Genomic DNA, 25709 nt, shown 5'->3' on the forward strand with positions numbered 1-25709 from the left:
TTCCCTCAGGGTGCTGTGCGAACGGTGTCGCCGATCTCGTCGAGCCGCTTCTTCAGCGCCATGCGATCGAGGCTGCCGAACGGCAGGCTGGTGAAGATCTCGATGCGGCGCCGGACCATCGCATAAAGCTCATTCAGGAGCGTCGTGCGCTCGACCGCCGAACCGCGGAAGTCGGCCGGGTCCGGCAGCGGCCATGCGGCGGTGACGAACTTCTCGCCGAGATCGGGGCAGACCTGGCCTTGCGGCGAATCGCAGAGCGCGATTACGAAATCCATCTTCGGCGCATTGGGACCGGTGAATTCGTTCCAGGACTTGGAGCGCAGCCGCGACACATCGTGTCCGAGCCGCGCAAGGCGCTCCACGACCTCCGGCATCGGCTGGTCGGCAGGGTCCGAGCCCGCCGAATAGGCGTTGAAACGCCCCCGACCGATCCGCTCGAGCAGCGCCTCGGCAATGATCGAACGGGCGGAATTGCGAGTGCAGAGGAACAGGACGTTGAATGTTGGCGACACGACATCCTCGTTGGCTGGTTTCGTGATTTTTGGGATGAGACTGGCGATATCGCCGCACAACTCGGGGCGACCGCCGCAACAGTCGTCGGTGAGGAAGGTCACCAACCGCCGGAAGGCCGCGACGTCGGCGCGATAATTCATTGTGCGGCCGGCGCGCTCGACCTCGACCAGGCCGGCGCGCATCAGCACGCCGAGATGCGTCGACATGGTGTTGTGCGGCGTGTCGCAGGCGCGGGCCAGTTCGCCCGCCGGTAGCGAGCCGGGATGCGCCGCCAGCAGTCGCCGCAGGGTGGCGAGCCGCGTTGGCTGGGACAGTGCCGCCAGACCGGCCAGTGCGGTGTCCTCTGACAGGGATTCGAAAACGCTCGACTGTAACATGGACTTCACTTATGTCGGTTAGTCTCGACGCGTCGACAATAACAGACATGAGGGAGGAACCACATGAATTTTTTGCGACGGCTGGCCATCGGAGCGGCCTTGATCCTGGGCGTCGTGACGCCCGCGGTCGCGCAGGAGATCACCGGCGCTGGATCGACCTTCGTCGCTCCCGCCATGGCAAAATGGGCAGGAGAGTATGAGGCCAAGGGATTTCCCAAGGTGCATTACCAGCCGATCGGATCGGGTGCGGGCATTGCACAGATCAAGGCCGGCACGGTCGACTTCGGTGCGTCGGACGCACCACTCAAGCCGGACGACCTCGCCAAGGCTGGTCTGCGGCAGTTTCCGCTGGTGATCGGCGGCATCGTCCCGGTGGTACATATCGCCGGAATCAAAGCGGGCGAGCTCAGGCTGACCGGCCGCCTGCTCGCCGACATTTTCCTCGGCAAGACGAAGAAGTGGAACGATCCAGAGATCGCCAAGCTCAATCCCAGCCTCACGCTGCCCGCAGCAGGAATCATTGTGGCACATCGCACGGATGGCTCGGGCACCACTTTCAATTGGACGAATTACCTGTCGAAGGCGAGCGACGAATGGCGCGGCAGGGTCGGCGAAGGCATCGCCGTATCGTGGCCGACCGGCGCCGGTGGAAAGGGCAACGAAGGAGTCGCCGCACTGGTAGGGCAGACGCCGAATGCGATCGGTTACGTCGAGTATGCCTACGCCCTGCAGAACAAGCTCGCCTTCGCGCTGGTGCAGAACAAGGCTGGCACGTTCGTCGAGCCGAACACGGCGAGCTTCCAGGCCGCTGCGGCGAGTGCCGATTGGGCGTCAGCCAGGGACTTCTACCTGATCATGACGGACGCGCCAGGCGAGAGCGCCTACCCGATCGCCGCCACGGCGTTTGTACTGGTGTCCAAGGAGGCGAAGGCTGTCGAGCGCAGCAAGGCGACGATCAATTTCTTCCGTTGGGTTTTCGAGAACGGCCAGAAGGCTGCCCGCGACTTGGACTATGTTCCGCTTCCGGCCAGCCTCGTCGCATCGGTCGAGCGGTACTGGGGCTCGGAATTCTCATTCGCCAAGTGATGAGAAGGAGGAGCCATTCCGAACCCGTCCCTCAGCGATTGAGGCATTGGACGGGGTGCATCTGCAGGGACTGGAGGTAGGCGGTCATGGTTACGGGGCCAGCCTCGACAACCATCCTCTCCAGGACACCCGAGCTGAATATCCTGGCGCGTACCGACAGGAGAGGCTTCTGCGACAGCTGGCCAAGGCCCGTTACTGCGATTTGAACTGGCCAGGAGCGCCCCGGCGGTGCCGGCACGGGTTTCAGGGCAGGTGGCACCGCGGGCAATGCATCGGCACCAAGCTGTTTCACGTCGAGCTGGAACGCAGCGCTCGTCGCCTCGCCAGCGAACATGAGGAGCGCGAATGATGTGGCCCCTGCGTCCAGGCGGTCGACTGCCTGGCCGATGGCGGCGATCGGCATCAAAGTCTGCAAGGGCAGGACCTGGCGCTCCGGTCCTTCGGGCGTGACGATGCCGACTCGTGTCTCGCCGTCGAGTCGGTCGACCTCGCCACGCGTCTTGCGTTCGACGCCATTCTGGACCTGGACAGTGCGATACCGAAAGCTGTTGCCGCTCCGCGATTCTTCACCATTGAGCCGGGAGGTAAGACTGAATTTCAACGAGGGGGTCAGGGCAAGCTCGGTCGTAACCTCGCGATGCAGATTCCAGGCGGCGCAATCGAAGTTGATGTCCTGAAAGGCCGTGCCCAGGCGCGGCGCATTGGCTGCAATGCCGAGGCGCAGCGCATATTCTGCGCGATGAGGTTGCATCTGCGCCAAGCCTGGTTGCGGAGCCAGAAGAGCGCCCGCAAGCACGAGCCAACGGCCACGTCGCGTCACGGTCGTGCCGACGGATGCTGTGCTGGCGGGCGGGCAAGGAGAGCGGGCCGGAACAACAGGGTCACCAGCAGCTCCCAGCCGAGCGAGATCATCAGCAGCCTGCCCATGCTGGCGGTCCCTGGATGGCTCGACAGCCACAAAGCGCCAAACGCCGTCGCCGTGGTGAGAGCACTGAAGAGGACGGCGCGCATCAAGCTGGACTGCAACGGCGCTGTTTCACCCGCCCGCCACGCCATCACGAAATAGATGTTGAAGGCGACGCCGACACCGAACAGCAGTGGCAGGGCGATGATGTTCGCGAAGTTGAGGGGCAGGTCGAGGACCGCGCACGTAGCGAATGTCAAAAGGCCGCTCAGCAGCACCGGCACCATGGTCAGGATCACGTCGCGCACCCGGCGCAGCACCACCGCGAGGATAAGCGTGATGGCAATTGCGGAATACAGGCCTGCCTGCAGAAATGCCACCACAACACTGTCGCCTGCCGCGCGAATCGAAATCGGCACACCCGTCGCGTCGGGCGCGTCTGCCTGAACTGCTTGGGCAAATCGCCACAGCGCTCCCTCGTCCTCCCGGCCTGGCTGCGGAAAGACCTGGATGCGGGCCCGGCCGTCCTTGGCGATCCAGTCGGCGACGATATCGGCCGGAAGCGACTCAGACGTTATCGGCCCTGCCTGCAAGAGCGCGCGAACGCGCTCGAGCATGACGCCGAGCGGCATCACCACCGCCTCCGCTGCTGCCGCGCGCACGTCGGGGGCCGCTCGCTGCAGTCGGTCCAGCGCCTCCGCCAAGTGCCGCGCTGGGCCCGCCGCCGAATCTGTCGGGCTGCCCGCGGCGGCCTGCCGAAGCGCCGCAGCAGCAGCAGCGAGGTCTTGTTGCAGCTCCGGGTCCGATGGCGGCATCATCGGAACCGCCCGAAGAGCCGGACCGAGGCGTGCCGCCGCGGCATGAATGAGCGCGAGCTTTTCGTCCTGTTGCGCCGGAACGAAGCTCTGGAGCGTGACCACTCGCGAAACGTCAGGCAGAGCGGCCAGGCGGCGCATGATCGGTGCCGACGCGGCAAGCGACGGCGCGAGAACGTTGATCGTATTGGGCGTCCAATCGGGATTGGACGTCAGTGCCCGCAGGGTGACCATCGATTCCACGGTTGGACTCTTGAGGTGGAGGGGATCGAAGTCGAAGCGCACGAAAGGAAGCAGTGCCCCGGACAGGACCGCGACAAGAAGCCCGATCACCAGAACGATCCGCCGGTTATGGCCGAGGAAAGCTTCGACCGGCGCGAGGCTGTGATATCCGACCTCGCGCATGCCGCCAGGCGCCGGCCGAGCCAGGCTGAGCAATGCCGGCAGAAGGGTGATGCTCAAGCCGAACGCGATGGCCATGCCAAGGCCGGCAATGACGCCGAGTTCGGCCACGCCGATGTAGCTGGTGGGTAGAAACGCGAAAAAGCCCACGCCTATGGCCGCGGCAGCCAGCGCCAGCGGCCGCCCCACTCCCAAGCCGGCTTCGGTCAGGGCGACCCTGAGCTCCGGATGGAAGTTCCTCTCGGCCAGAAAGCGCACGCTGAACTGGATGCTGAAATCGATGCCCAGCCCCACGAACAGGGGAATGAACGCAACGGAAATCAGGTTGAAACGTCCTGTCGCGAGCAGCCCGATCCCAGCCGTCATGATCAGGCCGATCACCGTGGTCACCACGATCGCGAACACCACCCGTGCAGAATGGACTGCCACCCACAGGATGCCCAACAGTGAAACGACCATCGCCGCCGCCACCAGGTGCCAGTCCTCGGCCAGTGACGCGAACTCCTCATCGCCGAGCGGCACCGGTCCCGTCAGATGTACGCTGACGCCATGCGAAGGATCGAGTTCGAGAGACCGGGCAGCGGCTCGGACGGCATCGCTCGCCGCCGCACCGGGCTGCAGTTGGGTGTAGTCCATCACGGGTTGGACCAGCAGGACGCGGCGGAATTGTCGCCGCGCGGCAGGTTCGCCCACCGCGTCCGCCGCCATCAAGGCTTGCCAGGAGAAGTAAGCCGCTTCTCCGGCCAACGCCTTTTCGAACGTCGCGGCGAGCGCGCTCATCAACGGCTCGATGTCGCCTAGCCTGGCCTGACCGTGACTCACTCCTTGCAAGGTTGCCGTGATTGTCGCCAAGACCCCACGGAGCGAGGGGTCAGCCGCAAGCGTGGCGAGCAGGAACTGGGAACGGAGGAGCCCTTCCATTGTCTCCTTCACCTTGTCCGGTGCGAGAAACAACAGGCCGTTGCGATCGAAAAACGGCCCGCCATCAGGACGGCGCACGCTCTTGAACAGAGTGGGCTTGCCGGCGAGTGCGGCGGCCAGTCGCGCGGCCGCACTCTCGCTGAGTTCCGCTGTCGCACCGTCGATCACCACGACGGTGAGCTTCTGCAGCGACGGAAATGCCGCTTCGTATGCCAGTTCTCTTTGCCGCCACTCGTGCTTCGTCGAGATCAGCTCGGCCGTATCGGCCGTCATGGCGAAATGTCGCGACGAGTAGACCAAGGCCACCGCCGTCAGGACGACAGCGAAAAGCAGCACGATCAGAGGATGGCGTGCACTGGCCGCGACGATACGACCGATCAACGATGTCAACATGGACAAATTCGCCGGTAACGTCCCTTGCCTACAGCGAAAGCGACAGCATGCCGCTCGGCAATTCCGATATCCATCAAGCCATTGGCAAACAATTTAATGCAGGATTTCGGGCCAGGGCTTAGGTAGCCGTTTCCCTCGTGGATCACGACATGCAGCAGAATCGGCCCCTTGTGATCGGTGTCACGAAGATCGCATCGCCAAAGATAGAGTCGTACTCACTTCCAGCACGGCGCGCGAATCCCGGCAGCCCTCCTTGGCTCAGTGTGCATTGGGTCGCGCCGCTTGGCCCGATCTATGCCTTCGAAGGCTTGCAGCCAACCGCACAGTAGCGGACAATAAGCCACGTCTGCAAACCTGTCCTGCAGCGTTGCCTGTCTGCCGAGTTAGGGTAAGCAGACGAATGCACATCGCGAGACAGCCCCTGCGAATTCCGAACACGCTGTGGCTTCCGTCACGTGAGGAGTATGTCTAGATGCGTGTCTTGATGGCTCAACCTCGAGGTTTTTGCGCGGGCGTCGTACGCGCAATCCAGATTGTCGAGCGGTCGCTCGAGAAATTCGGCGCTCCGGTCTATGTCCGCCACGAGATTGTGCACAATCGGCATGTCGTCGAGCGGCTGGAGCGAATGGGCGCCGTCTTCGTTGAAGATCTGCAAGAAATTCCCGATGGTGCGGTGACGATCTTCAGTGCCCATGGAGTCGCCCAGTCGATCATCGACGAGGCGATATCGCGCGGTCTTCCGGTACTGGATGCCACTTGCCCCCTGGTGTCGAAGGTCCATGCCCAGGGCAAGAGATACGTGACGCGTGGCCGGACGTTGATCCTGATCGGCCATGCGGGCCATCCCGAGGTCGAAGGAACCATGGGCCAGGTCGGTGCGCCGGTTCACCTCGTCTCTTCAGTCGAGGACGTCGCGCGGCTCGAGTTGCCGGACAATGCGGCGGTTGCTTACGTCACCCAGACGACGCTCAGCGTCGACGATACGCGCGGCGTGATCACCGCACTCGAGGCGCGGTTCAGCGACCTCGAAGGGCCGGACGTCTCGGATATCTGCTATGCGACGCAGCATCGCCAATCGGCAGTGCGGGAACTGTGCGAGACGGTGGACCTGCTGCTGGTCGTGGGAAGCAGCAACAGCTCGAATTCCAACCGCTTGCGCGAGATCGGGGTCGAGCAGGGTGTGCCCAGCTACCTGATCGCCGACGGCAGCGAGCTGGATCCAGCGTGGCTGGACGGCGTGCAGGCCGTAGGGTTGACCGCCGGCGCGTCTGCGCCGGAGGAACTGGTCCTCAACGTCATCGAATCCCTGCGCCGCCACAGCGACGTCGAGGTCGAGCAGATGGACGGCGTCCGCGAAGATATCGAGTTTCGCTTGCCCCCCGAGCTGCGAACGCCGGCCCCGCGCAAGGCCGTCGCGTCATCGGGCAGGTGAAGGAGCGGCATCGTGGGAATTCCTCTCCATCAGGCCGCCCGGATCGGGACCTATCTGGTTCGACAGCACCTCAGCGGCCGCAAGCGCTATCCGCTGGTGCTGATGCTCGAGCCGTTGTTCCGGTGCAACCTGGCCTGTGCCGGCTGCGGCAAGATCGACTATCCGAGCGAGATCCTCGATCAGCGGCTGTCCTACGACGATTGCATGACGGCAATTGACGAATGCGGCGCCCCTGTCGTGTCGATCGCCGGCGGCGAGCCTCTGCTGCACCGTGAGATGCCGAAGATCGTCGATGGCTATCTTGCCCGCAAGAAAGTCGTGATCCTCTGCACCAACGCCCTGCTGCTCGCCAAGAAGATCGACGACTACAAGCCCCATCCCTTCTTCACCTGGTCCATCCACCTCGACGGCAACCGGGAGATGCACGACAAGTCGGTCTGCCAACAGGGCACCTACGATAAAGCCGTCGAAGCGATCCGGCTGGCCAAGGCGAAGGGCTTCCGCGTCAGCATCAACTGCACGCTCTTCAACGATGCTGATCCCGCCGCGGTCGCCGCCTTCTTCGACGAGATGAAGGAGATCGGGCTCGACGGCATGACCGTTTCACCCGGCTATGCCTATGAGCGTGCGCCGGACCAGAAGCACTTCCTGAACCGTACGAAGACCAAGGAGCTGTTCCGCGGCATCCTGGCGCGCGGGGACGGCGGCCGCAAATGGCCCTTCAGCCAGTCGATCAACTTCCTCGACTTCCTCGCCGGCAACAAAAGCTATCAGTGCACGCCGTGGGGCAACCCGACGCGCACCGTCTTCGGCTGGCAGAAGCCCTGCTACCTGCTGGGCGAGGGCTATGCGAAGACGTTCCGTGAGCTCATGGATGATACCGACTGGGACAAGTATGGCGTCGGCAAGTACGAGAAGTGCGCCGACTGTATGGTCCATTGCGGCTTCGAGGCCTCGGCCGTGAAGGACATGTTCCAGCACCCCCTGCAGGCGCTGACCGTCGCAATGCGCGGCGTGCGTACCGACGGTCCGATGGCGAAGGACATCTCCCTGGAAGGCCAGCGGCGCGCCGAGTTCGTCTTCTCAGACCACGTCGGACGAAAGCTTGCCGACATCCGGGCCGCCAAGACCGGCGCCAAGCCGCGCCCCAAAGGTGCGGTGCCCGCGGAGTAAGGCGCGAAAGGCCCGCTCTGCCTCGAGGCCGGTGCGGATCATTGCCGGCAACTGCCAGGGATTGGCAAGCAGGGATCTCAGCACGGCCGGCAGGTCCATTGTGCCGTCTGGGCGCATGCCGACGCGCGCCGCCGGCGGAAGCGTTCGATGCGACGCATCGGAAATGACGCGCGCCGCGGCGAAGGGCAGGCCGTGGCGCCGGGCGATCCGGGCCGCGATGTGCGATTCCATGTCGACAGCCACCGCGCCGGTCGTCCGATAAAGATCGGCCTTGTGAGCCGCAGTCGCCGCCATCTCGTCGCTGCCGAGCAGCAGGCCCCGCTCGGCTTGCGGCAGGCGAGAGACAAGACGATCGGTCCAGTCTCGGTCGGTCGGCATCGCCCCACCGCCCGCGTGGACGGCTGTTGCCACGACCCACTCGCCGGGTCGCAATCCCGGTGCCAGGGCGCCCGCGATTCCGATGCTGATGATGCCGTCCATGCCGGAAGCGAGACGATCAAGCGTCGCTGCCAGTCGCGCATGATCGCCGCCGCCCGCGACCGCCTCGACACCCGGGCCGGCCACCAGGCGCCGTTCGCGTTGCAGGCCGGTGACCGCCAGGATCGTCACATGCCGTAGCCCACACGGCGGGTGTTGGCGCGCAGCAGATTGCGGTAACGCGCCAACGCCCACAGCGGAAAGAATTTCGGATAGCCGTGGTAGCGCAGGTAGAAGACGCGCGGAAAGCCGCCGCCGGTGTAGGCATCCTGCCGCCAAAGCCCGGTCTCATCCTGGGTTTGCCGTAGCCAGGCGATGCCGCGCTGGGTGGCGGGGTGTTCGACTTCCCCCGCTGCCATCAGCCCCAATAGCGCCCAGGCGGTTTGCGAGGCGGTGGAAGCCGCGGGTTCATAGCCGCGGTAGTCGAGCTTGTAGCTCGTGCAATCCTCGCCCCATCCGCCGTCCTGGTTCTGGATCGAGATCAGCCAGTCGGCCGCCTTGCGCACGGTCGGCGCTGTCGACTCCAGGCCGGCCGCGTTCAAGGCGCAAAGCACCGACCACGTGCCGTAGATGTAGTTCACGCCCCATCGGCCGAACCAGCTTCCATCCGCCAGCTGCTCACGCTCGAGGTAGTCGAGCGCGGCACGCATGACGGGGCTGCTCGACGGCTCGCCAAGCTGGGCCAGCATGCCGACGCAACGCGCGCTCACGTCGGCGGTCGGAGGATCGAGCAGGGCGCCGTGATCGGCGAAGGGAATGTTGTTGAGGTAATGATCGACATTGTCGGCGTCGAAAGCGGCCCAACCGCCGTTGCGGCTCTGCAGCCCTGCGATCCACTCGGCGCCGCGGGCGATTGCGGCGACGTCGCCCGCGGGAGCCGCCTCGCCTGCGTTAAGCGTGCGCCGCGCGCGATCCATCGCCATGACGACGACCGCCGTATCGTCGAGATCCGGGTAGTGCGCATTGCGGTACTGGAAGGCCCACCCGCCGGGGCGCACATCAGGACGTCGTTCAGCCCAGTCGCCCTTGACGTCCAGCTCCTGGAGGGGCCGCAGCCAGTCCAACCCGCGCCGTGCGGCGGCTGAAGCCTCCTCGCCTTGCACTTCCAACAGCGCGTGGCTCGCCAGCGCAGTATCCCAGACGGGCGAGACGCAGGGCTGGCAATAGGCCTCGTCCTCGCGGACCACCAGCAGCCGGTCGATCGCCCGGCGGGCCATGGCGCGCTCGGGATGCTCCGGCGGATAGCCGAGCGCGTCGAACATCATCACGGTGTTCGCCATGGCGGGATAGATCGCACCCAGCCCATCTTCACCGTTGAGCCGCTCCTTCACGAACGCCACCGAGCGGTCGATGGCGCGGCGGCGCAGGGATTTCGGCCACAACGGGTCGGCCACCTTCAGCACCCGGTCAAGAGCGTTGAAGAACAGAGCCCAGCCGCGATGCTGATGCCCCGCTTTGTTGGTTACCTTCGGGCGCGGCTTGGCGAAAAGCTCCGGGATGCCCACCTTGCGCGGATTGCGGGCACGTGTGCGCAACGCGGCCAGGACGAGAAGGGGCACGATCACGGTGCGCGCCCAATAGGACATCCGCGAGAGATGGATGGGGAACCAGCGCGGCAGCAGCACGATTTCCACCGGCATTGTCGGTACGTGCGCCCACGAGAGCTCGCCAAACTGCGCCAGCAGGATGCGCGTGAAGACATTGACCTGCCCTGCCCCGCCATGGCCCAGGATCGCTGACCGGGCCTTGGCCATGTGCGGCGCATCGGGACTGTCGCCGATCATCTTCAGGCAGAAATAGGCCTTCACCGACGCGCTGATGTCCAAGGCACCACCGTGGAACAGCGCCCAGCCCCCGTGGTCGCATTGGATGCGGCGAAGATAGACACCGATCTTGCGCTCCAGCTCGAGCTCGTCCGGCTCACCGAGATATTGACGCAGGAGGACGTACTCCGCGGGGATGGTCGCATCCGCCTCCAGCTCGAAGACCCAGTGCCCGTCCGCGCGCTGCTGGCGCAGCAGCGCCTTTGCGGCGCGGTCTATGTCGCCTTCAATGCCGTCGACAAGTCTCGAGCTGGTCATCGGCCGGCCATCCCGGTGCCGAAAGCGAGGGAGGCAGCAGCCTCGCCCGAACGCAGTGCGCCCTCGATGGTCGCGGGCAGGCCGGTATCGACCCAGTCGCCTGCCAGGAAAAGATTGGTCCACGCGGTTCGCACGGAGGGCCGCTGCGAGGCCTGGGCCGGCGTCGCCGAGAACGTGGCGCGCCTCTCCTTGACGATGCGGTGGGGCGGAACCGGACCCGTCAGCCCGTGGACGATCGCAACGTCGCGCCACAGCAGCAAGGCCAGGGTTTCGGTCTCGCGATCAATCAGACGGTCTGCGGCACTGACGGTGACGGAAAATCGGTCGTGAAAGGCGAAGACCCATTCCGCCGTGCCGCCGATCAAGCCGACCATGGCTACCGCCTCTGTCGGTGGAACGATGCGAAAGTGCGCGTTGACGATGGCATGGAACGCATCGGGAGCGCTGATCCCGGGCAACAGAGTCCGGGCGATCCAGGGCGGCACCGAAAGGATCACCCTGTCCTGTGGCGCCAGCGTCTCTTCGCCATCGTCGAAGGTCAAGCCGAGCACCTTGTCTCCGTCAATTCGCATGGCACGCAGCGGACGGCCGAATCGGATGTCCGCCCCGCCACGCTCCAGCCGCGAAAGGGCGGGGTCCACGAATGCCGCGGCGAGGCTTGGCGTAGCGACGAGAGGGCGTATGTGGCGCCCGCCTTTCGCGAATGTTTCGCGCACGATGGCGCCGGCGAGATCGGCCGAGGCTTCCTCCGGTGCCGTGTTCAGGGCGGACAAAAGCACGGGCCGCAGGAATTTGTCCCACAGAGTACCGTCGCACCGGATGACTTCGTCGATGCGCCGGCCGGGATGACGGCGCAGCAGGGTGAGCAGCGCCAGGTAGTCGCGAGGGCGCGTGCCCGGCACTCGCCGTTCCGGATCGAGGATCCACCAGGGCAAAGCACCGTCGCTCGGACGCAGGGTCCAGCGCTCGCCCAATTGAAGGTCGAAGAAGTGAAATTCCGCCCGGTCGGGGCCTGTCAACCGGCCCTCCGCGCCAATCGCCCGCAGGTAACGATGGACCGCGGTATTGCCCGACAGCACGAGGTGATTGCCATTGTCGATCACCATGTCGAGCACGCCGTCGTGGAAGGATCGGCAGCGCCCGCCAGCCTGCCTTGCCGCTTCCGAGACAACGACGGGAACGCCGCGGTCAGTCAAAGCCACCGCCGCCGACAATCCGGCCAATCCGGCGCCAATGACATGGACTCGTGCCGGCGGGCGGGCCAGCCCGGTCGTTGGCATCATCCGAACAGGCTCGCGCGCGCGACGAGGTAGAGCAATCTCGGCTTGCCGATGCGCGCCCGTCGGCGCGGCGGCGCCCAGCCGACAGCCAGCATATCCTGCAGCAACGCGCGATAGACCGCCGCCATCAGTCGTGGTGCCAGCAGGCGGCCGCGCGGGCGGGACCGCAGCAGCCGGTCGGCCGCGGCAAAATGATCGAGCGCCACGGCAGCCAGGGCCCGGCAAGCGCGATCCACGCGCGGGTCGGCGATGGCGGCGACCGGATCGGTGGTGTCGATGCCGGCTTGCGTCAGCAATTCACGCGGCAGGTACAGGCGCCCGATGGCTGCGTCCTCGTCGAGATCGCGCAGGATGTTGGTCAATTGCAGGGCATCGCCCAGTCGATGCGCAAGCTCGTGGCCGGGTCCTTCGTCCATGCCGAAGATGCGCACCGATAGGCGGCCGACAGCGCCGGCCACACGACTACAGTAAAGATCGAGGGTCGCGAGGTCGGGGGCGCGGATATCGGCCTCGACATCCATGTCCATGCCGTCGATCACGCCTAGAAAATCTGCTTGCTTCAGGCCGAAATCGCGCACCGGACCCTGCAGGAAGGCGGCCTGTCCGGCCGGACGGCCAGCATAGAGCGCCTGGAGATCCTCGCGCCAGCGGGCGAGCGCGGCGGCACGTTCGGGGCGCGGCCGCGTTCCATCGTCGGCGATGTCGTCGACCAGCCGGCAGTACATGTAGACTGCAAACATGGCCTCCCGCTCGGCCTTCGGCATGACGCGCATGGCCGCGTAGAAGGAGCTGCCCGAGACCTGCGTTCTGAACTGGGCGGCATCGAGCGGGCCGACGTTGGTCATCACGAACTGCCGTGCAAGCCGGGTTGGTTGGCACGGAAGATCCGGCCGAAGCGTTTGCCCATCACGCCGAGAGCGCCACGCAGCGCCAGTGCGAAGGCCTCGACGGCATGATGATGGACACGCTGCGACAGCGGATCACGCCGAGTCAGACGAAGCGCCAGATCTTCCGCCAGCGCCTGGATGACACCGACTTCCAGCGCGAGCCGCCGATCGGCGATGCGTTCGGCGAAGGGTCGCGACTGATGGAGCAACCCGACGGTCCGTTGCGCAAGAGCGGAGATCGCATCGCGCAGCGGCGGCACGGCCTGTCGGTCGGAAAGCGATGCGACCGTCAGGCCACGGGCAGCGAAAGCATCGAGCGGGATATAGGCCCGGTCGAGGGTACGATAGTCCTTGGCGCAATCCTGCAGATGATTGATGACCTGGAGCGCGGCGCACAGCGAGTCATTGAGCGGCCATAGGTTGGGCGGCTCGCCGTGCAGGTCGAGGACGAAGCGACCGACCGGCGCCGCGGAATAGCGGCAGTAGTCCATGAGCTCAGCCCAATCGGCATAGCGCCGCTGGGTGACGTCACGCCGGAAGGCCACCAGAAGATCGAGCGCATGGCGGTCCGTGAGTCCGCGTGCCTTCAGGCTGGCATGCAGCGCATTGCCTTCGGGGCTGGCGCCGGGTTCGCCGCGCAGCCCCGCCTCCAGGCGGTCGAGCTGCGCGAGCTTTTGTGCGGCATCCGCGGTTTCATGGTCGGCCACGTCGTCCGCCGCGCGCGCAAACCGATAAAAGGCCAGGATCGCCGGGCGCAGCTCGGCCCTTACAAGGCGCGAGGCCACGGGAAAGTTCTCATCCCGGTGACCCTTGCCTGACGCGAAGTCGGTGGTCTCCGTCATGCACCGCCCTTGATGGCCTGGACGCGTCCCTTCCACAGCCCGCCGCGGCCGCGCCAGACCGCGAAAGCCGACTGTACGGTGAAGAGCGTGTAAGCCGCACCCATGGCGGGAAGCACCAGCCCCCAGATCGGCGATACCCGATAGAAACGCAGCATGGGCTGCATCGACAGCGCCATGACCATCCAGGCAGCCAAGCCTGCCCATCGAGCCGGTCCTTCGGCGACCAAGGCAATTAGCGGCGGCGCGACGTAAATCAGGGCCATGGCGGCCACGGTACCCGTTAGCACGAATGCGGAATAGCCGAGCTGAGCATAGGCCGATCGCGAAACCATGCGACCGATCGCGACAAAGCCGCCGTAAGGGCGCAAGCTTTTGGCGCGCCGCGTGAGCCCCAGCCAGATCGGCCCTTGCCTTTTCAAGCGGCGGGCCAGGGCACAGTCGTCGATGATCTCGGCGCGCACCGCGGCAATCCCGCCTGCCCGCTCCAGGGCAACGCGCTTGACCAGCATGCATCCGCCGGCGGCGGCGGCCATCTTGCGATCGGTCTGGGCCACCCAGCCGAAGGGATAAAGCATCTGGAAAAAGAAGACGAAGGCTGGAATGAGGAACCGCTCCGACCAGGTCGTGCACGACAGTTCGGCCATCAGCGAGACCAGGACGCGACCCTCATGCTCGGCGCGCGCGACGAGAGCCCTGAGATTGTCGGGCGCATGTCCGATGTCGGCGTCGGTCAGCAGGAAATAGTCGATCGCGCCGCCGGCCTTCGCGTGTCGCACACCCTGCTCCAGAGCCCACAACTTACCTGTCCATCCGGACGGCAGCTCCGCTCCCGAGATGACGTCGAAGGCCCGCCCGCTCGTGCTCGCCGTCGACGCCTGCAGTGCCACCGCGGCGGTGCCGTCGCTGCTGCCGTCGTCGACGACGACAATGCGAATCGGTCCGGGATAGTCCTGAGCGAGCAGGCTGCGCACGGATTGCGCAATGACGTCCGCCTCGTTGCGCGCCGGGACGATTGCCACCACGGCGGGCCACCGCTCGGGCGATGCGGCCACCGCCATGTCGTCACGCACGCGTGCCAGCCAGAAGCCGCCCCGGCCGGCGAGCAGGTAGAGCCAGATGACCAGGGCGGAAAGGCCAACCGCCGTCCACGCGCTCATGTGAGATAGCCGGCATGGCGGAACCAGGCCAGTGCATCGGTCACGCCTTCCTGATACGGACGGCTTCGGTAGCCCAGTTCGCGTTCGGCCTTCGCCGACGTGAAGAACATGCGATGCTTCGACATGCGCAGGCCGTCGACCGTAAGCAGCGGCTCCCTCCCCGTCAGATGAGCGAACGCCTGGGCGGCAGCTGCCAACGGAAACAGTGGCCCGCGCGGCAGCTTGATGCGCGGCATCCTGCGCCCGGTGGCGCGCGCGACCGTGCCCAGCAAATCCTGCAGCGACAGGTTCTCACCTCCCAGGATGTAGCGCTCGCCGATGCGGCCATGGTCGAACGCCATCAGATGACCGGCGGCGATATCGTCGACGTGGGCGAAATTCAACCCGGTGTCCACGAAGGCCGGAATCCGCCCGCGCGCCGCGTCGAGCAGGATGCGGCCAGTCGGAGTCGGCCGGATATCCCGCGGCCCTATGGGCGTAGTCGGGCTGACAATGATGGCGGGCAAGCCATCGCGCAGAATCATCTCCTCGACCGCTCGCTCCGCCATGGTCTTGCTACGCTTGTAGGCACCGATGGCCTCGTCCGGCGCGAGCGCCGCGGTCTCGTCGACCGGATGGGTGGCACCCGCGACCCTGAGCGCGGCGACGCTGCTGGTATAGACGATGCGCTCGACGCCCTGCGACAACGCTTCACGCTTGAGGTTCAGCGTGCCCTCGACGTTCGCGCGAATGATGGCCGACGGATCGCGCGCCCACAGGCGATAGTCCGCCGCGACATGAAACAGGTAGCGGACATCCTTCAGGGCGCCCTTCAGCGATTCCCTGTCGGTGAGATCGCCGACCACCACTTCGCAGCCCAGTCCGGAGAGGTTGCCGCGTGGACTGGTCGGACGCACGAGCACGCGCACGCGGGCGCCCCGCGCGATCAGCGCACGCACGACGGCGGAGCCCAGAAAGCCCGACCCACCAGTAACGAGCGTGAGCTCGCCCGGCAGCAGGGATGCAGTCATGTAGAATTGCCTCCGGCACGGCGAGGTCGGCGGAGTATGACAATATCCGCCAGGTTCGCAATTCGCGGCGGCGGCCTCGTCCCTCTCAATTATCGCTTCGGCCGCATCCAGATTTTGCTGATACCGAGCATAAATCTGAACAGGCTTGGTATGGTGGTCGGCCTGACCAGACGACTATCGTAGCCTGCGAAGCGACGGTCGTTCTCCGTCAGGCAGAGCGCCACGAGATCCCGAAATCCAAGGTCGATGGGAGTGACCGACTTGGCGCCGTGAAGGGTGAAGTTGGGATCGGGAATCCCGCTCTTGCCAGCCGGCGACATGGTCCGGGCCAATCGTGCGCGTAGCCAGCCGATATGGATCCAGACGGCGGCGACGCGAAGCTCAAAGAACGGACGCCGCCACCAGGGCAGGTTCGCGCGATGCCAAGCCAACCAATTGGCGAAGAACAGGATGTGCCGGCATTCCTCCTGAATGACCGGCTCGAACGTCTCGACCAGTTCCATCGGAAAAAAACCCGAGCGCCGCGCCAGGTCGAAGAGACCGAACGCAAAGAAGCTGTCGATGCACTCGGAATATCCGGTCACCAGGAATGCCCATTCCACGTCGCGCGGCGGCTCGTAGGGTGGCTCTTCAGCCAGGTTGATCCCGTACGCTACAACCAGCTTGGAAAGAACTTGCTTGTGGCGGTTCTCTTCCCAGGCATTCAACAGAATCGCCGCCCGCAAGTCGGCATCTGCAAGCGAGTTGGCATAAGCGGCAAAGCGCAGCTGCGCCCTTCCCTCGGTTTGAACCGCGATGTCCCAGATCGGCAGAGCCTTCAAACGTTGCAGCTGCTCCGCGTCCAGTTCAGGCCAAGTAATGACCGAAGGTCGATAGGGGTTGAACGTTTCGCCGAGCATGGCGCAAAGCGCGCGCCTGTGGGCCGGGGTGCCCGCGCGCAGCGTTCCAGCCTCGGAGCTGGTCCACTGCCGAGAAATCCGGTGGGCCGCCGTGAGGGTTTCGGGTGTGACGGGCTCCACAGGGCGCTGAGTGGGAATGAAGGCCGATAGTATCTCTTCAATCTCTCTCACCTGGCCATTGCCGACGTCGGCACTCACTTTCCGCTGCCATTCGACATGAGAGTCGTCATTGGGTCTCTGCAGGTTTTGTTCCCGAACTCGATGTCGCTCGCGGCCGGACACCGACCGCCAACCAGCCATATTCCACCGTAACGCCGCCCATTGACGTACTCGTCCAATCTTCGAAGATCAAACGCCCGCCGGCTTGCTTTTCAGCGATGGTGCCCCCGGTCGGACTCGAACCAACACTTCCGTGAGGAAACCTGATTTTGAGTCAGGCGCGTCTACCAATTCCGCCACGGGGGCACGCTGAGGTGCACCCCGAATAAAGCCGATGGCCCGGGCGCGGTCAACGATGGAGGTGGCACGACGACCGATGCTTGCGGGCGGCTGCCCCCTCCGCTCATATACCGCCCGTCATGCATCCTTCGATCCACGCCAAGACGCATCCCGACAAGGCCGCCTACATCATGGCCGCCACCGGCGAGACGGTGACCTATCGCCAGCTCGACGAGCAATCCAACCGCATCGCGCAGCTGTTCCGCTCGCTCGGGCTGAAACCGCGCGACCATATCGCGATCTTCCTCGAGAACAACCCGCGCTACTTCGAGATCTGCTGGGGCGCACAGCGCTCGGGCCTGGTCTACACCGCAATCAGCTCGCGACTCACCGCGGCCGAGGTCGAGTACATCGTGAACGATTGCGGCGCCAGGCTGTTCGTCACCTCGACCGCCCTTGCCGACAAGGCGGCCGAGGTCGCGACCTCGATGCCGGGCGTGGCGAACCGCTACTCGATCGGTGGGCCCCTCGACGGCTACGAGTCGTGGGAAGATGCCGTCGCCGCGCAGCCGGCGACGCCGATCGCCGACGAGACTGCCGGGCACGATATGCTCTATTCGTCGGGCACCACCGGCCGGCCCAAGGGCGTGCTGCCGGTGATCGAGCCGCAGCCGATCGACGCCGACAACCCGCTGCTGCAGATCACCCGCAAGCTCTACGCCATGGACGAGCGGACGATCTATCTCTCGCCGGCGCCGCTCTATCACGCGGCGCCTTTGCGCTTCAACATGACGGTGATGAAGCTCGGCGGCACGTCGGTGATCATGGAGCATTTCGACGCCGAGGAATTCCTTCGGTTGGTGCCGAAGTTCCACATCACCCACACGCAGCTCGTGCCGACCATGTTCGTGCGCTTCCTCAAGCTGCCCGACGAGGTGCGGCTGAAATACGACGTCTCCTCGCTGCGCTGCGCAATCCACGCCGCCGCACCCTGCCCCATCCCGGTCAAGGAGAAGATGATCGAGTGGTGGGGGCCGATCATCTGGGAGTATTACGGCGGCACCGAGGGCAACGGCCTGACCATCTGCAGCTCGGCCGAATGGCTGGCCCACAAGGGCACGGTCGGCCGCGCGGTCGTGGGCGAGCTCCGCATATGCGACGATGCCGGCGTCGAGGTCCCGCCGGGCGAGCCGGGCACCGTCTACTTCGCCGGCGGCCGGCAGTTCGAGTATCACAACGATCCCAAGAAGACCGCCGAGTCGCGCAACGCCCAAGGCTGGAGCACGCTCGGCGACGTGGGCTACATCGACCCCGACGGCTTCCTGCACCTCACCGACCGCAAGGCCTTCATGATTATCTCGGGCGGCGTGAACATCTATCCGCAAGAGGCTGAGAATCTGCTGATAAACCATCCCAAAGTGATGGATTGTGCAGTGTTCGGCGTGCCCAACGAGGATTTCGGCGAGGAGGTGAAGGCCGTCGTGCAGCCGCGCAGCATGTCGGACGCGGGGCCGGGCCTCGCCGAGGAGTTGCTCGCCTACTGCCGCCAGAATCTCTCGACGCTCAAGTGCCCGCGCAGCATCGACTTCGAGGCCGAGCTGCCGCGCCATCCCACCGGCAAGCTTTACAAGCGCCTGCTGCGCGACCGCTACTGGCAGGGCCGGGAGAGCCGCATCCTCTAGACTTCGCGCTACGCGAGAATATTGACGCGCCATGCAGCGTAGGCGATATTAATCGAATCACGATTTGGTCGAGTTGCTTGGCTCCCACGTGATTTTGTTGGCTTTGACATTGTCTCGGTATCGTAGCGCAAAGGCACGCCAACCACTGCGTCGTTGGCGGCGGACTCCACGTTGTCTTCATGTCCACGAGGGGATCACGCTCATGGTCGACATCATGACACTGAATGGAAGCCAAGCCGCGTTGGGCGCGCAACACATTTCGGCGTTGCGCTCCGGCATTCGAGGCGCGGTGGTTCAGCCCGGCGAGGAGGGTTACGAAACGGCACGGCACGTCTGTAACGGCAATGTCGATCGCCGCCCTGCGTGGCGGCGGCGGCAATTTCGGTGTCGTGACGGCTTTCGAATACCAGCTCCATCCGGTGAGCCAGGTCCTGGGCGGCATGGTGCTCTACCCGCTGGAGCAGGCAGCCGCGGTCTTGCGCTTCTATCGCGATTTTTGTCCCACGCTGCCGGATGAAGCCGAAGCCTACGCGGCCTTGCTGACGTCGCCGGAAGGGATGCCGGTGGCGGCATTGCTCCTGGGCTACAGCGGGCCCATCGACGGAAAAGGCCCTCGCGCCTGCCCGTCGGTTCGGTACGCCACTCGCCGATCTCGTAGCACCCATGGCCTATTGTGCTCGCCAGTCGATGCTCGACGTCCCGATTGCAGAGCACGGTCTCCATCGCTATTGGCGATCGGCCTTCACCGAGCAAGTTCCTTGATCCTCTTTTACCTGCACGGCACTGGCGCGCACGTTCCAGCGACCGAGACCGCCTTCTCGGCCCGGCGGGCGCAATGGGATTTCCATGCCATCGGACAATGGGCCGAAGGCGCGCAGTCCGCGAAACACATCGGCTGGGTGCGCAACACCTGGAGCCGGGTCGAGTCCCATCTGAAGGGCAGCGTCTACATAAACCATGTTGCCGCTGACGACCTGCCGGAGAAGGTGCGCGCCTCGTTCGGCGACAACTACCAGCGGCTGCGGCAACTCAAGGCGAAGTTCGATCCGGGCAATCTGTTCCGCGTCAATGCAAACATACCGCCCGGCTGATCCAACCGCGGCAGAAGGTTCTGGCACTCGAACGCTGCGGTCGCCGGCTTGGGCAATCTGACCAAGCCCAGCGCCGAGCAGACGTGCTATGGCTGGCCTCCAGTTTCAGGGAGACCACCATGAAAGCCGCCGTCGTCACCGAGCAAGGCGTCCAATACACCGACGCCCCCACGCCCTCGCCGAAGGCCAACGAGATCCTGATCAAGGTCAAGGCCGCGTCGCTCAACCGGGCCGACCTTGCGGTCGCCTCGGGCCATCGCCACGGCACGGTGGGCGGCACCGGCACCATCGTCGGGCTGGAATGCGCCGGCGAGGTCGAGGCAGTCGGCGCCGACGTGAAGGACTTCAAGCCGGGCGACCGCGTGATGAGCTCCGCGGCCGGCGGCTTCGCCGAATACGCGGTGACCGACTCGGGCCGCGCCCACAAGATCCCCGCCAACAACATGAGCTACGAGCAGGCAGCCTGCATGCCGGTCGCCGTGCAGACCATGCACAATGCGCTGGTTGGCGCCGGCCGGCTCAAGAAGGGCGAATCGGTGCTGATTCAGGGCGCCTCGTCCGGCGTCGGCCTGCTCGGCATGCAGATCGCAAAGCACATGGGCGCCTCGATCGTGATGGGCAGCTCGACCAACGAGGGCCGCCGCGGCAAGCTCAAGGACTTCGGCTGCGACGTGGCGATCGACACGACCGATCCCAAGTGGCCGGAGAAGGTCAAGGAGGCGACCGCGGGCAAGGGCGTCGACCTGATCGTCGACCAGGTCTCGGCCGGCGTGATGAACCAGAACATGGAAGCCGCCGCCATCCTGGGCCGCATCGTCAATGTCGGCCGGCTGGGCGGCATGAAAGGCGAGTTCAACTTCGACCTGCATGCGCTGAAGCGCATCGACTATATCGGCGTCACCTTCCGCACCCGCTCGCCCGACGAGGTCCGCGCGATCGTGAAGTCCGCCCGCGCCGACCTGTGGCCGGCCATTGAATCGGGCAAGCTGCACCTGCCGATCGACAGGACCTTCCCGCTGTCCCAGGCGGCCGAGGCGCTGGCCCACATGAAAGCCAACGCCCACTTCGGCAAGATCGTCCTGGTGGTCTGACCGGCCTTTTCACGGTCGCGCGTCCTTGAGCAGTTCGTAGATCGCGGCCCCCTCGTCGTTGCCGCGCCCGGCCTCGATCAGGCGGGCATACCATTCCAGGGTAGGCCCGATCAGCGGCGCGACGGTGCCGAGCCGCCGGCACTCGGCATCGATGTAGCCCAGGTCCTTCAGGAAGACGTGGGCTGGCCCGAGGGCTGGCTGGTAGCGCCCTTCGGCCATCAGCGGCGCGCGCGAGCGGAACACGGGGCTGCTCGCAAAGCTCGCACCGATCGCCTCGATCAGCACCTGCGGATCCATGCCCGAGCGCGTGCCCAGCAGCATGGCCTGCGCGGTCGCGAAGGTCTGGACGGCGACCAGCAGGTTGGCCGCCCACTTCACCGCCATGCCGGCGCCGAACGCACCGACTGCGCGGAAGTTTGGCGAGATCGCAGCGAGGACCGGCCGGCAACGCTCGATCGCCGCCCCGTCGCCACTCACGAACAAGACCGCCTCGCGGGCGCGGACCACGGGCGGCGTGCCGCTCACCGGGCTATCGAGCATCGCTGTTCCCCTGGGGGCGAGCGCATCGGCGAGCTCACGTTTCAGGGGAACGGGGAAGGTTCCCATGTCGATCGTGACCAGACCCGGATGCGCCCCGGCCGCCAGCCCCTGGGCGCCGAGATAGGCGGACCGCATTGCCTCTTCGCTCGCCAGCGCGACGACTACGACATCGCTCTCGCGCGCCAGTTCAGCCGGGCTGTCGACCAGGCGGGGAAAGTCCACCGCACTGGCCCTGCGCACGGCAGTCACGTCGAAGCCGGCCTCCGCGAGATTGGCGGCGACGGCGCGTCCGATATTGCCCAAGCCGAGAATTCCGACGGCGTTCATGGCTCGACAATGGCACAGCGCCGCGCTTGCGCACATGCCAGCCAACGCCCAACTTAGGAGGACGCATAAGGGGTAATCGTATGGCAAAGGACATCAACCATCTTGCGACCGCCGACCGGCTGTTTTTCAGCAAGGGCGCGTTGGATCTGCGCAAGACCGGCAAGACGGTCGACGAGGCGCTCAAGGGCTGCGACGATGGCGAGCTGTTCCTGGAATATGTCCAGAGCGAGAGCCTGGCGTTCGACGACGGCAAGCTGAAGAGCGCCTCCTACGACACCACTCAGGGCTTCGGCCTGCGCGCGGTATCGGGCGAGGTGACCGGCTTCAGCCATGCCTCCGCCCTGGACGAGAAAGCGTTGAGGCGGGCGGCCGACACGGTCAAGGCGGTACGCGCCGGCAAGGGTGGTACTTCGAACGAGTCGCCGCACGGCACCAACCGGCTGCTCTATGCCGACGACAATCCGATCGACGGCGAGGGTTTCGAGAAGAAGGTCAAGCTGCTTCAGGAGATCGACGCGTACGTGCGCGGCAAGGAGCCCAAGGCGAAGCAGGTCTCGATCTCGCTCGCCGCCTCCTGGCAGGTGGTCGAGATCATCCGCGCCGGTGGCTGGCGTGCCGCCGACGTGCGTCCCCTGGTCCGCCTCAACGTCAGCGTGGTCTGCGCCGACGGCAGCCGCATGGAATCGGGCTCGACCGGCTCCGGCCGGCGCGCCGCCTACGGCGACATCTTCCAACCCGACTACTGGAAGCGCGAGGCCGACGAGGCGATCCGCCAGGCGCTGGTCAACCTCGACTCGGTCGCGGCGCCGGCCGGCGAGATGCCGGTCGTGCTGGGCTCGGGCTGGTCGGGCGTGCTGTGGCACGAGGCCGTGGGCCACGGGCTGGAGGGCGATTTCCATCGCAAGAAGACCTCGATGTTCAGCCACCTGATGGGCGAGATGATCGCCTCGCCCGGCGTCACCGTGGTCGACGACGGCACGCTCAACGACCGCCGCGGATCGCTCACGATCGACGACGAGGGCACGCCGACCCAGCGCAACGTGCTGATCGAGGATGGTCGCCTGGTCGGGCTGATGCAGGACCGCATGAACGCCCGCCTGATGGGCGTGAAGCCGACCGGCAACGGCCGCCGCCAGAGCCATGCCCATGCGCCGATGCCGCGCATGACCAACACGTTCATGCTGGGCGGCGACAAGGATCCCCAGGAGATCATCGCCTCGGTGAAGAAGGGCCTCTATTGCGCCAACTTCGGCGGCGGCCAGGTCGACATCGTGTCGGGCAAGTTCGTGTTCAGCGTGACCGAGGGTTACCTGATCGAGGACGGCAAGATCACCCGGCCGGTCAAGGGCGCGACCCTGATCGGCGCGGGCTCCGAGGCGTTGACCAAGGTCGGCATGGTCGGCAACGACATGTCGCTCGATCCCGGCATCGGCACCTGCGGCAAGGACGGTCAGGGCGTCCCGGTCGGCGTCGGCCAGCCGACGCTGCGGATCGACGCGCTGACGGTGGGCGGCACGGCGACCTGAAGCCTAGGTCACGCTCGCCGTCTGGAAGCGCGTGACTACTCCCGAATCCGGGCCTGGCGCACGAAGGCGGCGATGTCGCCGTCGGTAACCGGTTGGCCCGGCGGCACGCAACGCGTCGCATAGAGGATCCACTTGACGCTCTGGCCATTGCCCGGGCCGGTCTTGCGGATGCCGATGCACGATTCTTTTGCCGCACTCTCGAACGACACGACGGCGGCATCCTGCCGCTGTCGGACATCGGACATGTTGGCGCTACCCCGACCCTGCGGGCTACGCCCGCGAACGGCGTCGGGCAAGTCCTGCTTGGCGACGAGCGTCGCCTCGGCGCTGAGCGCTTCCGCGACATAGTAGTAGTATTTCGTCTGCTCGATGCTGCCCGAGGCACTCCAGAAGCGGTAGAGGCCTTCGCCGGTCGACAGGGCATCCTTCGTCAGCTTGTCCGTCGCCCGACAGCGCAGGCCGTCGGTCGGCCCGATCCGGGATTGCGCGCAATCGATGTCCACCCACTCGACGATTCCCGCCTGCGCCAGGGCCATAGCTGGCAGCCCTAGCGACACCAACATCATGAGCACGTTCATCGATCGCATCGTCACCACCAGCCTCGGCTCTTGAGGCGGAGGGAGAAAAGCGCGCGCCGCACCACCCGGCAAGCGCCCAAAGGTGGTGCTTTGTATCGTTCGGTACGCGCCTGTATCGGCGGTGAAACACTAGATGCGCTGGATGTGAATCACCGATCCAGCCAGACGTCCTCGAAGCGCCAGTTGTTGTAGATGCTGTTGGTGTGGAAGGTCACGTTCTTGACCTGCGGCTGCCAGCAGCCGGCGGCGCGGCCATACGAGATGATCGGCTTGGCGAACTCCTCCTGCAGCTTGCGGTCGATGTCCCAGACCATCTTGAGGCGTTTCTCCTGATCGAACTCGCGCGACTGCGCCTCGAACAGCTTGGTCATTGCCGGATTGCAGTATCCGTTGTAGTTGCGCAGCGACTCGCAGCCATAAGTCTCGAAGAAGGCCACGTCGGGATCGTCGACGGCGAGCCCGCTGAGATTTAGCGCTACCACGTAGTCCTTCTTGAAGACGCGGTTGTAGTAGACAGGCGTGTCGATCACCTCGAGCTCGCCATCGACATAGACCTGCTTGAGCTGGTCGATCAGGATCACCGCAGGGTCGCGGAAGGTGGCGATGTTCCGTGTGCTGACCTTGATCTTGAGCCGCTTGTCGGGCCCGTAGCCGACCTCCTGCATCAGCTTGCGCGCCTCCTCGCGCGCTTTTGCGACGTCGCCGTAGCCCGGCAGCTCCTTCACCATCTCGTCCGGCATGCCCCAGACGCCGTCCGGCGTCGGCATCATGACGCCGCTCGGCTTGCCGTCACCCTCGTCGAGAATGTCGATGAAAGCCTTGCGGTCGAGGGTCAGCGCCAGCGCCTTACGGATTTTGGGATTGTCAAACGGCGGCGCGTCCTTGTTGACGATCAGGTTGCGGCTGACGCCGGTGCCGCGCATCGTGCATTGAGCTTTCGGCGCGTCGGCCTTGACGTTCTTGAGCAGTGGAATCGAAACGTCCGTCGGGAAGGTCATGTCGAACTTGCCGCTGACGAAGGCCAGCATTCGCGTCGAGCGGTCGGGGATGATGCTGAACTCGATGCCGTCGAGGTATGGCAGGCCCTTCTTCCAGTAGTCGGGGTTCTTCACCAGCTTGATGCTCTCGTTCATCTTGAACTCGGCGAGCTTGAATGGCCCGGTGCCGATCGGCTTGCGGCGATAATCCGCGACCGGCACGTGACAGGCGTAGATTGGCGTGTAGCCCGCGGCGAGCAGCGCGAGCAGCGAGGGCTGGGGCTGCTTGAGATGGAACGTCGCCTGGGTGTCCGAGTCGGCCGTCACCTTCTCGACGTTGGTGTACCAGGAGGAGCGCGGATTGCGTCGAAGCTTGCTCTCGCCGTCGAGCACGAGGTCGAACGTGCACGCAACGTCCTTGGCGCTGAACGGCTTGCCATCATGCCACTTCACGCCCTCGCGCAAGGTGAAGACCAGCGCCTTACCTCCGTCCTTCCATTCCCACTTGGTCGCAAGGTCAGGCACGATCGACGCGAGGCTGGTCTTGGGAACGTGCTGATCGAACATGACAAGGTTGTTGTAGACCGACATGAAAGGCACCGCGACGGACACGGTCGATTCCTCGTGGATCGACGCACTCGGCGGATTGTCCATGTGCTGGATCTTGAGGATTCCACCGGACTTCTGGGCCGATGCCGGGCCCGCGAACGCAACAGCCGCCATGGCGGCAAGCAAGGCAAAGCGACCTCTTTGGGTCTTCATCATTTCCTCCCGAACTCTATTGGACTCTCGAATCACCTCCTCGGTTAC

The 25709-nt window shown here is 65.2% G+C and carries 21 protein-coding genes and 1 tRNA gene; 7 read left to right on the top strand and 15 right to left on the bottom strand.

Annotation, left to right across the window (positions count from 1 at the left end):
* Positions 1 to 5 precede the first annotated feature (5 nt).
* The gene (locus ACQY8M_RS34990) at positions 6 to 890 is read right to left on the bottom strand and encodes a metalloregulator ArsR/SmtB family transcription factor (RefSeq protein WP_428666375.1); all 885 of its coding nucleotides are present in this window, start codon (positions 888 to 890) and stop codon (positions 6 to 8) included.
* Between the two features lie 63 nt (positions 891 to 953).
* Between ACQY8M_RS34990 and pstS the strand changes: the two genes are divergently transcribed.
* Positions 954 to 1976 (top strand): phosphate ABC transporter substrate-binding protein PstS, encoded by a 1023-nt coding sequence (gene pstS / locus ACQY8M_RS34995; RefSeq protein ID WP_428666378.1) that lies wholly within the window; start codon positions 954 to 956, stop codon positions 1974 to 1976.
* Between the two features lie 31 nt (positions 1977 to 2007).
* On the opposite strand, the gene ACQY8M_RS35000 is transcribed toward pstS, so the two are convergent.
* Together ACQY8M_RS35000 and ACQY8M_RS35005 are read right to left on the bottom strand one after the other, a co-directional pair.
* On the bottom strand, positions 2008 to 2727 hold the full coding sequence (locus tag ACQY8M_RS35000; protein ID WP_428675577.1) for an EipB family protein: 720 nt from the start codon (positions 2725 to 2727) through the stop codon (positions 2008 to 2010).
* Between the two features lie 65 nt (positions 2728 to 2792).
* A complete protein-coding gene (locus tag ACQY8M_RS35005) occupies positions 2793 to 5411 on the bottom strand; it encodes an MMPL family transporter (protein ID WP_428666381.1) in 2619 nt (872 codons plus the stop codon).
* 472 nt (positions 5412 to 5883) lie between these two features.
* Between ACQY8M_RS35005 and ispH the strand changes: the two genes are divergently transcribed.
* Together ispH and hpnH are read left to right on the top strand one after the other, a co-directional pair.
* The gene (ispH, locus tag ACQY8M_RS35010) at positions 5884 to 6843 is read left to right on the top strand and encodes a 4-hydroxy-3-methylbut-2-enyl diphosphate reductase (protein ID WP_428666384.1); all 960 of its coding nucleotides are present in this window, start codon (positions 5884 to 5886) and stop codon (positions 6841 to 6843) included.
* A 12-nt stretch (positions 6844 to 6855) separates the two neighbouring features.
* Complete coding sequence (gene hpnH, locus ACQY8M_RS35015) at positions 6856 to 8016, top strand: adenosyl-hopene transferase HpnH (protein WP_428666387.1); 1161 nt, start codon at positions 6856 to 6858, stop codon at positions 8014 to 8016.
* On the opposite strand, the gene ACQY8M_RS35020 is transcribed toward hpnH, so the two are convergent.
* From ACQY8M_RS35020 to ACQY8M_RS35060, 9 genes are all read right to left on the bottom strand, one after another.
* On the bottom strand, positions 7927 to 8625 hold the full coding sequence (locus tag ACQY8M_RS35020) for a phosphorylase (protein WP_428666390.1): 699 nt from the start codon (positions 8623 to 8625) through the stop codon (positions 7927 to 7929). The two genes, hpnH and ACQY8M_RS35020, sit on opposite strands and share 90 nt — an antisense overlap.
* Positions 8622 to 10574 carry a squalene--hopene cyclase gene (gene shc, locus ACQY8M_RS35025; RefSeq protein ID WP_428666392.1) on the bottom strand — a complete coding sequence of 651 codons (1953 nt, stop codon included), beginning with the start codon at positions 10572 to 10574 and terminating at the stop codon, positions 8622 to 8624. Before shc ends, ACQY8M_RS35020 begins: the two co-directional genes overlap by 4 nt.
* Complete coding sequence (gene hpnE / locus ACQY8M_RS35030; protein ID WP_428675578.1) at positions 10571 to 11854, bottom strand: hydroxysqualene dehydroxylase HpnE; 1284 nt, start codon at positions 11852 to 11854, stop codon at positions 10571 to 10573. Before hpnE ends, shc begins: the two co-directional genes overlap by 4 nt.
* The gene (hpnD, locus tag ACQY8M_RS35035) at positions 11854 to 12699 is read right to left on the bottom strand and encodes a presqualene diphosphate synthase HpnD (protein ID WP_428666395.1); all 846 of its coding nucleotides are present in this window, start codon (positions 12697 to 12699) and stop codon (positions 11854 to 11856) included. The genes hpnE and hpnD overlap by 1 nt, the downstream gene beginning before the upstream one ends.
* Positions 12699 to 13583, bottom strand: a complete 885-nt coding sequence (gene hpnC, locus ACQY8M_RS35040) for a squalene synthase HpnC (RefSeq protein WP_428666398.1) — start codon at positions 13581 to 13583, stop codon at positions 12699 to 12701. The genes hpnD and hpnC overlap by 1 nt, the downstream gene beginning before the upstream one ends.
* A complete protein-coding gene (locus ACQY8M_RS35045) occupies positions 13580 to 14740 on the bottom strand; it encodes a glycosyltransferase (RefSeq protein WP_428666401.1) in 1161 nt (386 codons plus the stop codon). Before ACQY8M_RS35045 ends, hpnC begins: the two co-directional genes overlap by 4 nt.
* Entirely contained in the window at positions 14737 to 15750 is a 1014-nt protein-coding gene (hpnA, locus tag ACQY8M_RS35050) for a hopanoid-associated sugar epimerase (RefSeq protein ID WP_428666403.1), read from the bottom strand. Before hpnA ends, ACQY8M_RS35045 begins: the two co-directional genes overlap by 4 nt.
* 89 nt (positions 15751 to 15839) lie before the next feature.
* Positions 15840 to 16847, bottom strand: a complete 1008-nt coding sequence (locus ACQY8M_RS35055) for a hypothetical protein (protein ID WP_428666405.1) — start codon at positions 16845 to 16847, stop codon at positions 15840 to 15842.
* A gap of 180 nt (positions 16848 to 17027) precedes the next feature.
* A tRNA-Leu gene (locus tag ACQY8M_RS35060) sits at positions 17028 to 17114 on the bottom strand.
* A 113-nt stretch (positions 17115 to 17227) separates the two neighbouring features.
* Here ACQY8M_RS35060 and ACQY8M_RS35065 point away from each other — a divergent pair.
* The 3 genes from ACQY8M_RS35065 (at position 17228) to ACQY8M_RS35075 (ending at position 20951) form a co-directional block, all read left to right on the top strand.
* Complete coding sequence (locus ACQY8M_RS35065; RefSeq protein WP_428666408.1) at positions 17228 to 18769, top strand: AMP-binding protein; 1542 nt, start codon at positions 17228 to 17230, stop codon at positions 18767 to 18769.
* A 344-nt stretch (positions 18770 to 19113) separates the two neighbouring features.
* Complete coding sequence (locus ACQY8M_RS35070) at positions 19114 to 19860, top strand: FAD-binding oxidoreductase (protein ID WP_428666411.1); 747 nt, start codon at positions 19114 to 19116, stop codon at positions 19858 to 19860.
* Positions 19861 to 19979: 119 nt separating this feature from the next.
* Positions 19980 to 20951, top strand: coding sequence for a zinc-binding dehydrogenase (locus ACQY8M_RS35075; RefSeq protein ID WP_428666414.1), 972 nt, complete (start codon positions 19980 to 19982; stop codon positions 20949 to 20951).
* A gap of 9 nt (positions 20952 to 20960) precedes the next feature.
* Here ACQY8M_RS35075 and ACQY8M_RS35080 read toward each other — a convergent pair whose 3' ends face one another.
* A complete protein-coding gene (locus ACQY8M_RS35080; RefSeq protein ID WP_428666416.1) occupies positions 20961 to 21794 on the bottom strand; it encodes an NAD(P)-dependent oxidoreductase in 834 nt (277 codons plus the stop codon).
* A 104-nt stretch (positions 21795 to 21898) separates the two neighbouring features.
* Here ACQY8M_RS35080 and tldD point away from each other — a divergent pair, with 104 nt between their 5' ends.
* Entirely contained in the window at positions 21899 to 23344 is a 1446-nt protein-coding gene (gene tldD / locus ACQY8M_RS35085) for a metalloprotease TldD (protein WP_428666419.1), read from the top strand.
* Between the two features lie 35 nt (positions 23345 to 23379).
* Here the strand turns inward: tldD and ACQY8M_RS35090 are convergent, their stop codons facing one another.
* Both ACQY8M_RS35090 and ACQY8M_RS35095 read right to left on the bottom strand, forming a co-directional pair.
* Complete coding sequence (locus ACQY8M_RS35090; RefSeq protein WP_428666421.1) at positions 23380 to 23922, bottom strand: hypothetical protein; 543 nt, start codon at positions 23920 to 23922, stop codon at positions 23380 to 23382.
* A 149-nt stretch (positions 23923 to 24071) separates the two neighbouring features.
* Complete coding sequence (locus tag ACQY8M_RS35095) at positions 24072 to 25661, bottom strand: ABC transporter substrate-binding protein (protein WP_428666424.1); 1590 nt, start codon at positions 25659 to 25661, stop codon at positions 24072 to 24074.
* Positions 25662 to 25709: the final 48 nt, after the last annotated feature.

It is taken from the genome of Reyranella sp., assembly GCF_965279465.1.
Taxonomy (GTDB): domain Bacteria; phylum Pseudomonadota; class Alphaproteobacteria; order Reyranellales; family Reyranellaceae; genus Reyranella.